The 13,177-nt window shown below is 67.0% G+C and carries 15 protein-coding genes; 7 read left to right on the forward strand and 8 right to left on the reverse strand.

Annotated elements, in window-relative coordinates:
* The first annotated feature begins 159 nt into the window (after positions 1-159).
* Together ACFWFP_RS00085 and rsrA are read left to right on the forward strand one after the other, a co-directional pair.
* Complete coding sequence (locus ACFWFP_RS00085) at positions 160-795, forward strand: sigma-70 family RNA polymerase sigma factor (protein ID WP_174552018.1); 636 nt, start codon at positions 160-162, stop codon at positions 793-795.
* A 20-nt stretch (positions 796-815) separates the two neighbouring features.
* A complete protein-coding gene (gene rsrA, locus ACFWFP_RS00090; RefSeq protein ID WP_378993575.1) occupies positions 816-1,073 on the forward strand; it encodes a mycothiol system anti-sigma-R factor in 258 nt (85 codons plus the stop codon).
* A gap of 72 nt (positions 1,074-1,145) precedes the next feature.
* On the opposite strand, the gene ACFWFP_RS00095 is transcribed toward rsrA, so the two are convergent.
* Positions 1,146-1,220, reverse strand: coding sequence for a 50S ribosomal protein bL37 (locus ACFWFP_RS00095; protein WP_022597109.1), 75 nt, complete (start codon positions 1,218-1,220; stop codon positions 1,146-1,148).
* Between the two features lie 85 nt (positions 1,221-1,305).
* Here ACFWFP_RS00095 and ACFWFP_RS00100 point away from each other — a divergent pair, with 85 nt between their 5' ends.
* Positions 1,306-1,521, forward strand: coding sequence for a biotin/lipoyl-binding carrier protein (locus ACFWFP_RS00100; protein ID WP_379292309.1), 216 nt, complete (start codon positions 1,306-1,308; stop codon positions 1,519-1,521).
* A 31-nt stretch (positions 1,522-1,552) separates the two neighbouring features.
* Positions 1,553-3,067, forward strand: a complete 1,515-nt coding sequence (locus ACFWFP_RS00105; protein ID WP_379292311.1) for a sensor histidine kinase — start codon at positions 1,553-1,555, stop codon at positions 3,065-3,067.
* A gap of 116 nt (positions 3,068-3,183) precedes the next feature.
* On the opposite strand, the gene ACFWFP_RS00110 is transcribed toward ACFWFP_RS00105, so the two are convergent.
* Both ACFWFP_RS00110 and ACFWFP_RS00115 read right to left on the reverse strand, forming a co-directional pair.
* Positions 3,184-3,438 carry a WhiB family transcriptional regulator gene (locus ACFWFP_RS00110; protein ID WP_022567051.1) on the reverse strand — a complete coding sequence of 85 codons (255 nt, stop codon included), beginning with the start codon at positions 3,436-3,438 and terminating at the stop codon, positions 3,184-3,186.
* Positions 3,439-3,689: 251 nt separating this feature from the next.
* A complete protein-coding gene (locus tag ACFWFP_RS00115) occupies positions 3,690-4,634 on the reverse strand; it encodes a diacylglycerol/lipid kinase family protein (protein WP_379292313.1) in 945 nt (314 codons plus the stop codon).
* Positions 4,635-4,780: 146 nt separating this feature from the next.
* Here ACFWFP_RS00115 and ACFWFP_RS00120 point away from each other — a divergent pair, with 146 nt between their 5' ends.
* Entirely contained in the window at positions 4,781-5,179 is a 399-nt protein-coding gene (locus tag ACFWFP_RS00120; RefSeq protein WP_378633443.1) for a hypothetical protein, read from the forward strand.
* A gap of 1 nt (position 5,180) precedes the next feature.
* Here the strand turns inward: ACFWFP_RS00120 and ACFWFP_RS00125 are convergent, their stop codons facing one another.
* From ACFWFP_RS00125 to ACFWFP_RS00145, 5 genes are all read right to left on the reverse strand, one after another.
* Complete coding sequence (locus ACFWFP_RS00125) at positions 5,181-5,858, reverse strand: endonuclease V (RefSeq protein ID WP_379292314.1); 678 nt, start codon at positions 5,856-5,858, stop codon at positions 5,181-5,183.
* Between the two features lie 2 nt (positions 5,859-5,860).
* Entirely contained in the window at positions 5,861-6,346 is a 486-nt protein-coding gene (locus tag ACFWFP_RS00130) for a GNAT family N-acetyltransferase (RefSeq protein WP_379292316.1), read from the reverse strand.
* On the reverse strand, positions 6,343-6,960 hold the full coding sequence (locus tag ACFWFP_RS00135) for an acid phosphatase (RefSeq protein WP_379292318.1): 618 nt from the start codon (positions 6,958-6,960) through the stop codon (positions 6,343-6,345). The genes ACFWFP_RS00130 and ACFWFP_RS00135 overlap by 4 nt, the downstream gene beginning before the upstream one ends.
* A 23-nt stretch (positions 6,961-6,983) precedes the next feature.
* Positions 6,984-8,219 carry a hypothetical protein gene (locus tag ACFWFP_RS00140; protein ID WP_379292320.1) on the reverse strand — a complete coding sequence of 412 codons (1,236 nt, stop codon included), beginning with the start codon at positions 8,217-8,219 and terminating at the stop codon, positions 6,984-6,986.
* Between the two features lie 137 nt (positions 8,220-8,356).
* Positions 8,357-10,048 (reverse strand): DEAD/DEAH box helicase, encoded by a 1,692-nt coding sequence (locus ACFWFP_RS00145; RefSeq protein WP_379292322.1) that lies wholly within the window; start codon positions 10,046-10,048, stop codon positions 8,357-8,359.
* A gap of 481 nt (positions 10,049-10,529) precedes the next feature.
* Here ACFWFP_RS00145 and ACFWFP_RS00150 point away from each other — a divergent pair, with 481 nt between their 5' ends.
* Positions 10,530-11,582, forward strand: a complete 1,053-nt coding sequence (locus ACFWFP_RS00150; RefSeq protein WP_379292324.1) for an alpha/beta hydrolase — start codon at positions 10,530-10,532, stop codon at positions 11,580-11,582.
* A gap of 94 nt (positions 11,583-11,676) precedes the next feature.
* Positions 11,677-13,107, forward strand: coding sequence for an RNA-guided endonuclease TnpB family protein (locus ACFWFP_RS00155; protein ID WP_379292326.1), 1,431 nt, complete (start codon positions 11,677-11,679; stop codon positions 13,105-13,107).
* Positions 13,108-13,177: the final 70 nt, after the last annotated feature.

Below are 13,177 nucleotides of genomic sequence, written 5' to 3' on the forward strand. Positions count from 1 at the left end.
GTTGCACACAGGTGACAAGCCAACGCGGCCAGACGACGTGAAGGAGAGAGAGTGACACTGCTGCTCGAGGAGCGTCCTGTCCTGCCACGGGGTGCGCGATTGCCTATCGATTCCGTCGTGCCGGTAGATTCGGCTACTACGGCGATCGAAGGGATTGGTGTGACGAGCGACGACGACGTGGTGTCCGACGGTGCGTCCGGCACAGAAGTCGACGAAGCCGAGCTGGCGGCCCGGTTCGAGCGCGATGCGCTCCCGATGATCGACCAGCTCTACGGCGCCGCCCTGCGCATGACCAGGAACCCGGCCGATGCCGAGGACCTGGTGCAGGAGACGTTCGTGAAGGCGTTCCAGGGGTTCAAGTCCTTCCGGGAGGGCACCAACCTGCGTGCCTGGCTGTACCGGATCCTGACCAACACCTACATCAACTCCTACCGCAAGAAGCAGCGTCAGCCCGCGCAGTACCCGACCGACGAGATCACCGACTGGCAGCTGGCGGCCACCGCCGAGCACTCCTCGGTGGGTCTGCGCTCGGCCGAGGTGGAGGCGCTCGACGCCCTGCCCGACGATCAGATCAAGTCCGCGCTCCAGCAGCTGCCGGAGGAATTCCGGATGGCGGTGTATTACGCCGATGTCGAAGGCTTCCCGTACAAGGAAATCGCCGACATCATGGGCACCCCCATCGGTACCGTGATGTCTCGGCTGCACCGCGGACGCAAGCAGCTCAAGGGCCTGCTCGCCGATGTGGCGCGCGAACGTGGATTCGACCGTGGGGAACGCCAGGAGGTAGTCAAGTGAGTGACGATCCCGATCTCGACATGGACTGCACCGCGGTCCTCGCGGATGTGTGGCTCATGCTCGACAACGAGTGCGATCAGGCCACTCGCCAGCGCTTGCAGGAGCACATGGATCACTGCAGCCCGTGCATCGAGGCCTACGGCATCGAGGAGAAGATCAAGGGTCTGCTCAGCCGCAAATGCGGTGGCGAGCACGCTCCCGAAGGTCTGCGCGACCGGCTGAAGCTCGAGATCCACCGGACGATCTCGGTCACCAGGATCGAGACCACCGAAGGCTGATCAGCCCCGGAAACAACAACAGCACGCTCTCGTGGAGAGCGTGCTGTTGTCGTCTGTGCGCAGCGGCACGACTCAAGCGTTAGGACGCTTGCCGTGGTTTGCGGCGTTGCCCTTGCGGCTGCGCTTCTTACGTCCACGCTTACCCATGGGAGCTCCCTTCTATGTCTGGTCGAGAGCCATTGTTTCACGTGTGGTTGGCTGTAGCTTCGGCGGATACTAACGAAGGGGTGCCATGCCTGAAGAAGTGCGCGCGGAGATGGTCTCGACCGTGCTCGCTGTCGAGGTCACTGTGGGCGAACACGTCCGGGTCGACCAGACACTGGTGCTGCTCGAATCGATGAAGATGGAGATCCCGGTGCTCACCGAGATCGAGGGCGACATCACGTCGGTCGACGTGAGCCCGGGTCAGGTTCTGCAGGCGGGCGACCTCATCGCCACCATCGCGTAAGTCACCCGAGCAACGAAGCGGTAGATCCAGCGTGTCAACACTGAGCGAGCTCCTGGCCGAACACACCGACCTTCCCGGCATCGCCGTGGACCATCTGCAACGGGTGGTGGGCGATTGGCAGTTGCTCGCCGACCTCTCGTTCTCCGATCTGCTGCTGTGGGTGGGCGCGGGCCCGGTCGTCGACGGTTCCGATGTGGTGTGTGTGGCCCAGATCCGGCCGACGACCGCGCCGACCGTGCATCTCGACGACAAGGTCGACACCACCGCCTCGCGCGCCGACTTCCCCCAGGTCTTCGATGCCCTGCTCAGCGGGAACACGGTGCGCACCGACACCGAGGTCGAGGTGAGCGGGGTCTACCACCCGAGTCCGGTGCACGCGGTGCGCGAAGCGATTCCGGTGCGCTGCGGCGACGATGTGATCGCCGTGCTCAGCCGCGATTCCGACCTGGCGCGCTCGCGGGTCCGCAGCACCCTCGAAACAGCGTATGTGTCATGCGCCGACGATCTGTGCCAGATGATCGCCGACGGCAGTTTCCCGACGCCCGAGGATCGGGCGGCCACGCACTCCAGCCCGCGCGCGGGCGACGGTTTCATCCGCCTCGATACCGAGGGCATCGTCGTCTACGCGAGCCCGAACGCGCTCTCGGCCTATCACCGGATGGGGATGCAAGCCGATCTCGTCGGCCAGGATCTCGCGGTGACCACCCGTTCCCTGATCACCGATCCGTTCGACGCCCAGGAAGTGGTGGCCGATATCCAGGCCGCGCTCGCCGGGCGAACCGGGCGCCGGATGGAGGTCGAGGCACGCGGGGCGACGGTGCTGTTGCGCACCCTGGTGCTGCGTCCGGGCTGGGAACTGGCCGGGCCCGCGGTGCTGGTCCGCGATGTCACCGAGGTGAAGCGGCGCGATCGCGCGCTGCTGAGCAAGGACGCCACGATCCGCGAGATCCACCACCGGGTGAAGAACAACCTGCAGACCGTGGCGGCGCTGCTGCGATTGCAGGCCCGCCGTACCGAGAACCCGGAAGCCCAAGTGGCACTGACGGAATCGGTGCGCCGGGTCACCTCCATCGCCTCGGTACACGAGATGCTGTCGATGTCGGTGGACGAGGAAGTCGACCTCGACGAGGTCATCGACCGGCTGCTGCCGATCATGGCTGATGTGGCGACGGTGCACACCGCGCGGATCAAGGTACGCCGCGCGGGTTCGCTCGGGGTGTTCTCCGCCGAGCGGGCGACGCCGCTGGTGATGGTGTTGACGGAACTGGTGCAGAACGCGATCGAGCACGCCTTCGACGCGGGGGAGAACGGTACCGTGACGATTCGCTCGGAACGTTCGGCGCGCTGGCTCGACGTGATCATCTCCGACGACGGCCGTGGCCTGCCGTCAGGGTTCAGTCTGGAAGGTTCCGACCGGTTGGGATTGCAGATCGTGCGCACCCTGGTGACCTCGGAACTCGGTGGCTCGATCGGTTTGCATCCCGGTGCCGATGTGGGCACCGACGCGGTGTTGCGGGTTCCGCTCGGGCGTCGTTCCGGGCGCTGACACTGCGGGAAAGCGCAGGCGGGCAACAATAAACCCGGCACCAGGAAGGTGCCGGGTTCTCACACATGCGTTACCGGACCGGGGGCTGATGGCCCGGCAACGCCAGGTCCGTCGACTTAGACGGAGGTACGCGTACGGGTGCGCGCGTTGCGCCGCTTGAGCGCGCGACGCTCGTCTTCGCTCATTCCACCCCACACGCCGGCATCCTGCCCGGACTTGAGGGCCCATGACAGGCAATCGGCCGTGACGGGGCAGCGGGCGCAGACCAGCTTGGCATCGGCAATCTGCGCGAGCGCAGGACCACTGTTACCCACCGGGAAGAACAGTTCGGGGTCCTCATCGCGACAGATGGCCTTGTGGCGCCAGTCCATTCCTCTGCTCCTTTGCGAGGGCGCCACAAAGGGCGCCTGTAGTTAGTGGATCGTTCACTTGTGCGACTCGAATGTTTCCGCACGGTTGCTTGTGAATGCTTTCACGATCACCGTAGATGTCAATAGGTCTCCGGCGCACCGTGGGGGAGATCACGCTCTAGGCCCCCACAAGGGGAACCTGCCCGGTCCTTTGTACTCGCGTCTGCGGGTTTTCGCAGCGCAACCAGGAGATTTTTCTTGCCCTCCGGTGGTCAGGACGGCTTGGGCGCCACCACGTCGAGCACGCTGGGGACGGATGTGAAATGCACCATCTTGCGTTTTCCGATGAAGTCGCCATCGATTTGCAGGCCGATCTCCTCGCCCGTCTCGATTCGCACGGACGGTACGTCGTCGGCGCGGAAAAGTATGGGCGACTTGGGGTTTCCATTCTCGGCCAGCAACTGCCGCGCAAGCAGCAGCGTGCGGGTCACACTCATCGACTGCACCGCGAACACGCCGAGGCCCGATTCGAAGGTGGTGGTGGGATTCGTGCGAATCGGACGGTCCTCGAGATAGGTCCACGGACTCGAATTCGTGACGAAGGCGTAATAGACCTGCTCGACCGGATCTCGTCCTGTGACCTCGAGGGTGACGCTCGGATCCTGGCGCCGAGCCCGGAAGAACTGCCGGACCGTGGTGCGCAGATAGCGCGCGGGCGTCGCCTTGCGGCCCTTGGCGCGCGCGGTGTCGATCGACTCGCACACATCGGCGTCGAGCCCGACGCCCGCGCTGAAGGTGAACCATCGGTCGTCGGCGAGGCCGAGCCCGATCCGGCGGTCGGCGTCGCGCGCCAGCAGATCGATGAGCTGGTTGGTTGCTGTCACCGGATCGGGGGAGATGCCCAGCGCGCGGGCGAAGACATTCGCCGAGCCGCCCGGGATGATCCCGAGCCGCGGGCGCCACACCTGGTCGTCGCCGACCTGGGGCACCGGCAGGAAGCCGTTGATGGTCTCGTTGACCGTCCCATCGCCACCGTGCACGACGATCAGGTCCATTTCCTGCGTCGATGCCCACTGGGCCAGTTCGGCCGCGTGGCCGCGATGCTGGGTGTGCGCAACGGTCAGCTGCGTTCGGCTCTCCAAGGCGTGGGCGAGCAGATCCCGGGTGGCCGGGGTCGTCGAGGTGGCATTGGGATTGACAATGAGCAGCGTCCGCACAGTGCCGAGGGTAGTGCGCGCGGGCGAACACCCGGCGCGCGCCGGGCGCCACGACGCGTCGTCGTAGGCTGGGGCACGTGGCAGAGCAGGACGTGACAGACGGTGACCAGCGCGAGGGCGGCGACCAGGTGTCGACCGGTATCCCGATGACGGTGCGCGTCGCGGGTGGGCTGGTTTCGCTGGAGGGGCTGGCCGGGGTGGTGACCGCGATCGTGCTGATCGTGCGGGCGCTGACCGGACACGATCAGTCCGCGGCCAGCGGGGTCGGCACCGCGATCTGGTTCGGGGTGCTGTTCGGCGGGGTACTCGCCGCGGGCATCGGACTGCTGCGCGGTAAACGCTGGGGGCGGGCGATCGCGGTCATCGCGAACGTGTTGCTGCTGCCGGTGGCCTGGTCGTTGCTGACCGACTCGCATCAGCCGCTGTGGGGGAGTTTGCTGGGGCTCGTCGCGGTCGCCGGATTGGCCGCGTTGTTCGCCCCCGCCACGAGTCGATTCATGGCTCAGGACTACGGCGAGATCCCCGAGGACGACGAGCGACCGTAGGTCAGGCCGTGGCCGCGCGCAGTGCCTCGCGGCACAGGTGGTCGGCTCGGCGGGTGGTCTCGGGTTGCCGGAAACCCTGCGTGAGGGCCAGTACCCGGTCGCAGGCGGTATCGAGGTCGATGCGGTGGCCGACCGAGACGAACAGCGGCTTCACCTCGTCGCGCGTGCGCAGGGCCCGCCCGACGACCTCGCCGTCGATCGTCACGTCGCTGGCGTCCCCGCGGCGCGGACCCGGCGCGCGGTATTCGCCCCACACCGATTTCGCGACACCGATGGTCGGAATTCCGGTGAGCAATCCGACGTGGCACGCCAATCCGAAACGCCGGGGATGCGCCACACCCTGTGCGTCACACACGAGCAGATCCGGTGTGGCAGTGAGCTTTTCCAATGCGGCAACCGTCGCGGGCAGTTCCCGGAACGCGAGTAGACCCGGCACATAAGGGAATTCCGAAATGCCTTGTGCGACTGCTGTTTCCACCGTTTCCATGGTGGCGATATCGATAATTACCGCGGCCGTCGCGACGGTGCCGTCGCCGGCATACGCCGAATCAATTCCGGCCGCTGTCGAAAATTGCGGCGGCGCGGGATTTTCGGTGGATACCGACGGGCGGAGTTCGTCCTGGAGGGCGATCGCCTCGTCGGGCGTCCGTGGCCACTCGTGCGGCAACGCGATGCGCATGTTCAGCTCGCGGTGGCGGCCAGCGCCGACAGTTCGGCACCGGCGAGGCGATAGCCGATCCACTCGTCTTGCGGTGCGGCGCCCAGGGATCGGTAGAACTCGATCGACGGCGTGTTCCAGGTGAGCACCGACCACGACACCCGGCTATAGCCGTGTTCGACCGCTTCGGCGGCCAGCGCCGCGACCAAGGCGCGCCCGAGTCCCGTACCGCGGGTCTCGGGTCGCACGTACAGGTCCTCGAGGTAGATGCCGTGCACGCCGTCCCAGGTGGAGTAGTTCAGGAACCAGATGGCGCAGCCGACCACGTCGCCGTCGTTGTCGGCAACGTGCGCGAAGAGCGCGGGAGCGGGCCCGAACAGCGCGGACCGCAGCTGCTCCGGGGTGAGCGTGCACTCGGCGGGCGCCTTCTCGTACTCGGCCAGATCGTGGACGAGCCCGACCATCGCCGTCACGTCGGCGGGAGTGGCGCGGCGGACCAGTGCGCTCATCGGCGGACTCCTTCGATCGGCTCGGTGCGGGTCGTCAGGTTGTGGCCCCAGATGGAGCGGGCGTCGTGGTCGAAGCCGAGCACGCTCACCGCACCGGTCGACATCGCGAACCGGCGGCCCTCGCGCACCGCGAACTCCGCCCAGCGCGCGATCAGCACCCGCGAGAAGTGCCCGTGACCGACCAAGACGACGTCGCGCCGCGCCAGCTGCGGCTCGACCCTGGCGAGCACCCGGTCGGCCCTGGCGCCCACCTGCTCGGCCGTCTCCCCGCCGGGCACGGGCGCGGTCCACACCGTCCAGCCGGGGACGGTCTCGCGGATCCGCGCGGTCGTGATGCCCTCGTACTCGCCGTAGTTCCACTCGACCAGATCGTCGTCGACCTCGATCGGCGACAGGCCCGCCAGCTCGGCGGTGTGCCTGGCTCGCAGCCGCGGACTGGTGAAGCAGAGCGGATCGCGCAGGTCGAGCGACTTCAGCACCAGTCCTGCCGCGACAGCCTGGGCTTCGCCCAGCTCGGTCAGCGGCAAGTCGGTGAAGCTGGTGTGCTTGCGCTGACTCGACCACTCGGTTTCGCCGTGGCGTAGCAGGACCAGGCGGGCATCGGGTGTGGACATGGGTCCATCATGGCAGTGCGGGTTCAGCCGAGCGCGTAGAGCTGTCCGCCACGGCGTTCGAAGACCGTGTTGCCCAGGACGGCGGTGGAGATGGTGTCGCCCCGGTAGTCGGTGCGCGCGAGCGGGATCTGGGCGACGGTCGCGCCGTTGCCGCTGTCCACCGCGAGCTGCCCGCCGGGGACCGGGACCAGCAGCCTGCCCGCCATCAGGGCGGGCGTGCCGAGCGCGTCGCGCACCGTCCAGACCGGCTGTAATGTGCTGGAGCTCAAGGCGATCAGGCTGTCGCCGGTGAAGACATAGATCGCCGAGCCGAGGCGGGTCACCGTGGTGCGCTCGTGCCACGGGGCGGCGAGCTGGTGGGTCGCGATCTCGTTGCCGGTGCCGTCGTGCACGGCGATTCTGGCCGGCAGTCCGAGGCCGGTCGCGGTGGCGGGCGTCGGCGGGTAGTAGACCGCGATCTTGTTGTCCGACACCGCGATCACCCGCGTCTCGGGTGCGTCGGCGCCCGGTGCGGTGAGCACCCGCGAACCGTACTCCTCGGGGGCGGTCGATTCCTTCGGCGCCGGATTGAGCACTGTCAGCCGGTCGGTCGCGTCACCCGGGCAGCGCTCGAGCACGGCCAGACGCGAGGAACTCGACGCGGCCGACCGCAACGCACATCCGCTGCGCGGCTGGGTATTCGGATTCACCGGGGCATCCACATAGCCGTACTCGAGGGTGCGTACCAGATCCGAACGCCACATCTCCAGCCGGTTCGCGCCGAGCGCCAGCAGGTAGGTGCCGTCACCGCTGACACGGATCTCGTCGTCCATGTAACTGCTGCGCGCGACCCGGCGCTGACCGGTATCGGCCTCCAGCATCACCGACTGGCTGCACCCACGCTGATCGCGATAGGTGGCGATCACGGTCCCGAACTGCGACTCGACCCCGCACAGCGGCATATCCCGGCGATACCACCACAGCTGATTACCGGTGACGGGATCGCGCCCACTCACGGTGCCGTGGTCGCCGGTCACCACCACATTGCCCGACGTGAGCGCCCGCCTGCTCGACTCGTCGGCGGCATGCCACTGCTCGCGCAGGGTGGTGGGCAGCTGGGTGGCAGCGGTGACGGTGGGGGCGGGGGAGGCCGCCGTCACCGAATCCGTGCCGGTGGCATCGGCGCGCGCCCATACGACGAACGCCGCCACCACGAGGGTGACGGCGATCGCGACTGCTACGAAGATATCGGCGCGCGTCCGCCGTTCGGGTGCGAGCACGAAGGCGACACTAGCCGATCGGCATCACCGGGCCGAGTTCGCCGTCGCGTGCGCGGGTGACTCGGCGGTGACGGGTTCGCGGGTGTGTGCCAGGTGGCCGTGGGAGGGCGGGGTGAATCGACCTCCCACGGGTCGGGTCAGGCGTCTACGGTGGCGGCCGCGTCGGAGGCGGTGGCTTCCGCGGGCTTGCGGCGGCGCCTGCGGCGGGCCGGCTTGGCCGTGTCGTCGTTGTCGGCCGGGGCCGATTCGGGGGCGTCGGTGGCGGGCTCGCTCGCCTCGGTGGTCGCTGCTTCGCCTGCCTCGGCGGGCTTGCGGCGGCGGCGCCTGCGGCGGGCGGGCTTGTCGCCGTCGGCCGCTTCGTCGGCGGTGTCCGCCGACTCGGTGGGCGTGGTCGGCTCGGTGCCCTCGGCCTCGGCCTTGCCACCACGGGTGCGGCGGCGGCTGCGCGAGGACTTGGGGCGCTCGGTGCGCTCCTCGACTACAGCGTCGTCGTCACGGGTGGGGGCCGCCGGCTTGCGGATCACGCCGGTGATGCCCTCGGGGATGCCGAGGTCGCTGTAGAGGTGGGGGGAGCGCGAGTAGGTCTCGGCGGGGTCGGCCATGTTCAGGCCGAGTGCCTTGTTGATCGACTCCCAGCGGTGCAGCTCGTCCCAGTCGATGAGGGTGATCGCGACGCCGGTGCGGCCGGCGCGGCCGGTGCGGCCGATCCGGTGCACGTAGGTCTTCTCGTCCTCGGGGCACTGGTAGTTGATGACGTGGGTGACGTCGTCGATGTCGATACCGCGCGCGGCGACATCGGTGGCGACGAGCACGTCGATGGTGCCCTTACGGAACTTGGTCAGCGCCTTCTCACGGGCGATCTGACCGAGGTCGCCGTGCACGGCACCGACGTTGAAACCACGCTCGGCGAGATCGTCGGCCACCTTCTGCGCGGTGCGCTTGGTGCGGGTGAAGATCATCGTCGCGCCGCGCGACTCCGCCTGCAGCACGCGCGCGACCAGCTCGGCCTTGTCCATCGCGTGGGCCCGGTAGACGAACTGCGCGGTGCGATCGTGCACCGCGGAGTCGTTGGCGAGCTCGGCGCGGATGTGCGTCGGCCTGGTCAGGAAGGTGCGGGCGAGGGTGATGATCGGGCCGGGCATGGTGGCCGAGAACAGCATCGTCTGACGCTTGTCGGGCACCATCGACAGGATGCGCTCGATATCGGGCAGGAAGCCCAGGTCGAGCATCTCGTCGGCCTCGTCGAGCACGAGCACGCCGATCTTGCCGAGGATCAGGTGGTTCTGGTTCGCCAGATCCAGCAGGCGACCGGGGGTGCCGACGACCACGTCGACGCCGTCGCGCAGGGCGGCGATCTGGGTGTCGTACGGGCGGCCACCGTAGATGGCGGCGACCTTCAGCGAACCCTGGTGGTTGGTCAGGTACTTGCTCGCGTTCTCCAGGTCCTTGGTGACCTGGATGCACAGCTCACGCGTCGGCACGATGACCAGTGCGCGCGGGGTGCCGTCGAGCGGGGTGGTGCCGGTGTCGGCGGTGGCGATGCGGTGCAGCAGCGGCACGCCGAAACCGAAGGTCTTGCCCATGCCGGTACGGGCCTGGCCGATGAGATCCTCGCCGGCCAGTGCCAGCGGCAGGGTCAGTTCCTGAATCGCGAAGGTGCGTTCGATCCCGATCTCACCGAGTGCGCGCACGATTTCTTCGCGCACGCCCAATTCGGCGAAACTCGGCGGGATGTGGGTGTTGTCCAGTTCGGCCGTCAGGAGTGTGTCGGCCAAACCGGGTTCCTGTTCGACAGTGATCTTGCTCAGTGTTCGTGCCTTCCTCGTCATTGCATCTCGCACGCACGAGGTGGGGCGGGCCGGTCGGCCCGCGACGACCACATACCCGCCTGTGATATTCACCGGGCCGGCGCCGGATAACCATCGCCGACCAGGCGTGATGCGTGGTCGTCGAGACGGTGTCATCGGCGCGGCGCTGCGGTGATGCGGATTCGTTGCGCGCACATTTTCTTCGACATTGCTGTCCGGGCAACGCCGCTGTCCGCCCGCGCTGTGCGCCGGTGGAGTGCCACGCCGCGGAGTATGTCCGGGCGTCGAAACCAGCGTTGTCCACGGAGATTGTAGCGTGATATTCTGCGGAATCCGAATTCCGACGTGGTTGAATGCCGCGTGAATACGGGCTCGCCACGGGATTACCTCGGCACGGGTGGTGTGTCGCAGCGCAATTCATCGGCGCCGGATTTCGCGCGTGTCCACCGGTGTAATCGAGCTCACTGGTACCGGCGGTACTGTGTGTGAGACATTTCTAGTCGTGAGTATCACCGACACCGTCACCACTGCCGCGCGCAACGCCTGGGCGCTGAGCTTCGGCGCGGGCATCGAGCCCGTCGACCCGGCGCCCTCGGCCGTGCTGTGGGACGAGCCGCACCGTCTGCTGCGTCGATACGATACCGAATTCCAGTCTGCCGCAAGCGATTCCGCGGTTCTGCTGGTGCCGCCGCTGGCCGCGCCCGCCACCTGCTTCGATCTGCGCCGCGACCAGAGCCTGGCCCGCTACCTGGTGGAGACCGGCCGCGCGCCCTACCTGGTCGACTACGGCGACATCACCTTCGCCGATCGCCGGATGGGCTTCGAGGACTGGGTCATCGACATCCTGCCCGAGGCGATCCTGCGCGTGAGCGCCGATCGCGGCGGGGCCCCGGTCGACCTGATCGGCTGGTCCGTCGGCGGCATGTTCTCGCTGCTCACCGCGGCTGCGAACCCGGAGTTGCCGATCCGCTCGGTCACCGGGGTCGGCCCGCCCCTCGACTACGACAAGATGCTCGGTATCCCGCAGCTGCGTGCTGTCGCCGGCCTCACCGGCGGCTGGGGCTCCACCACGGTCGTCCGGGCCGCGGGCGGCATTCCGGCGCCGCTGACCAAACTGGCCTACCGGCTCGCCGCCTACGACCGTGAACTGGCGCGTCCGAGATTCATCGCCGGCAATATCGCCAACACCGCGACCCTGGCCAAGATGGAATCCATCGATCGTTTCCAGGCCGCCATGCCCGGCTACCCCGGCCGCTTCTACAACCAGCTGTGGGGCCGGATGATGCTGGCCAACGACATCGGCAACGGCAAGCTCGAACTGCGCGACCGAACCATCGAACTCGCCGACGTGCGCGTGCCCGTGCTCCTGATCGGCGGCAAGTCCGACGTGATCACCCCCAAGGCCGCTGTCGAGGCCGGTGTACGCACACTGTCGGGCTCGCCATCGGTCACCTACGAGGTCGTGCCGGGCAGCCACCTCGGCATTCTCGCCGGCCCGCAAGCGCGCGAAACCACCTGGGCACACCTGGACAAATTCCTGGCCGAACGCGACTGAGCGCCGATCGGACCAAGCTCTAGGAAATCTGAGAACTCGGTCGGGTTGGCCTCGAACAATTCAGTGTTGGTGTTCTGTGTCACACTCTCCGATGATGAGCCGCCATACGAGCTTCCGGTATCAACTCGACCCCACAGTCGAGCAAACAGTAGTGCTCGCTCGTCATGCTGGAGCTGCTCGGTATGCGTTCAACCACAGCCTCGGTGCTGTCACAACGGCCCTCCGCCTCCGCAAGAGCTCGCCGGACCATCGGGTGCCGTGGACCGGGTTCGATCTGATCAACGCGTTCAACACCTGGAAGAAGACCGAAGCCGCCGGACGAGTAATCGCTGTCGATCCGGACGGAACAGCCGAGGTGGTGGTGACCGGGCTGGCGTGGCGAACCGAGGTCTGTCAGCAGGTGTTCGAGGAAGCTGCTGTCGACTGCGGACATGCCCTGAAAGCGTTCTCGGACTCTAGGACCGGGAAACGCGCGGGTGTGCGGGTCGGGTTCCCTCGTTTCAAGAAGAAAGGCAAGACCATCCCGTCGTTCCGGATCCGGAACAAGCACTCCAAGACCGGGCGAACGAAGATCCGAGTCGGTGACAACGACAGTCCCCGGTCGGTGACATTGTCCGGGATCGGTGCGATCCGGGTGCGGGCAGATACTCGCCGGCTGCGGCGCCTGCTCGCCGGAGACCGCGCGAGGATTCTGTATGCCACAGTTTCATACCGGGCGGCACAGTGGTGGATCAGCCTGACCTGCGAAGCTTCCGATCTGCACCCGGTTCACCGTCATCAGCCGCGAGAACTGGGTGATCACGGTGGTTGGGTCGGGATAGACCGTGGGCTGAGTGTGTTCGCTGTTGCCGCGACCGCTGGCGGGGCCGAAGTCACCCGCATCGTCGCGCCCAAACCCCTGGCCGCCGCCCTGGACAGGCAACGTCACCTGGCGAAGTCGGTCTCACGCAAACAGAAAGGTTCACATAATCACCGGCAAGCCACCGCCAGGCTGGCCCGCCACCACCACGGGGTTGCCAATATTCGTCGTCACTTCGCCCATCAGGTCGCCAACACGCTGGTCAAAACCCAAGACCGGCTCGTGATCGATGACCTGCATGTGGCGGGGATGGTGCGAAACCGTCGTCTGGCGCGGGCGATCAGCGATGCTGGATGGGCGGATTTCGCTCGCATGTTGACCTACAAGCAAGCATGGCGGGGTGGCGTGATCACAATCGCCGACCGTTGGTTCCCATCGAGTAAACGATGCTCGGCGTGCACGACGATCAATTCGACCCTGACGTTGGCGGATCGGGTGTTCGTCTGCGAGTGCGGGTTTCGCGGCGACCGTGATCACAACGCGGCGGTCAACCTCGCGCAATGGCCGATGATTCACCAAGACTTCTCACGATCCCCGGACCCCCGAGCAGGGGGCCGGGTCACCAAAGTCCGCCGACAGATCGGCTCTGACCGACACACTGTGAGTGTTGGTGAAACCAGTCTGGTTGACGCGGAAACCGAAGCTCGAACCACGCTGGTGGCATGAGCTGAGGACGCCCGAGAAGGGCGGTGTCTGGACGCGGTCAGAGTATTCAGACACGCTGTATTGTTGACGG

This window comes from Nocardia sp. NPDC060249, assembly GCF_042728755.1.
Taxonomy (GTDB): domain Bacteria; phylum Actinomycetota; class Actinomycetes; order Mycobacteriales; family Mycobacteriaceae; genus Nocardia.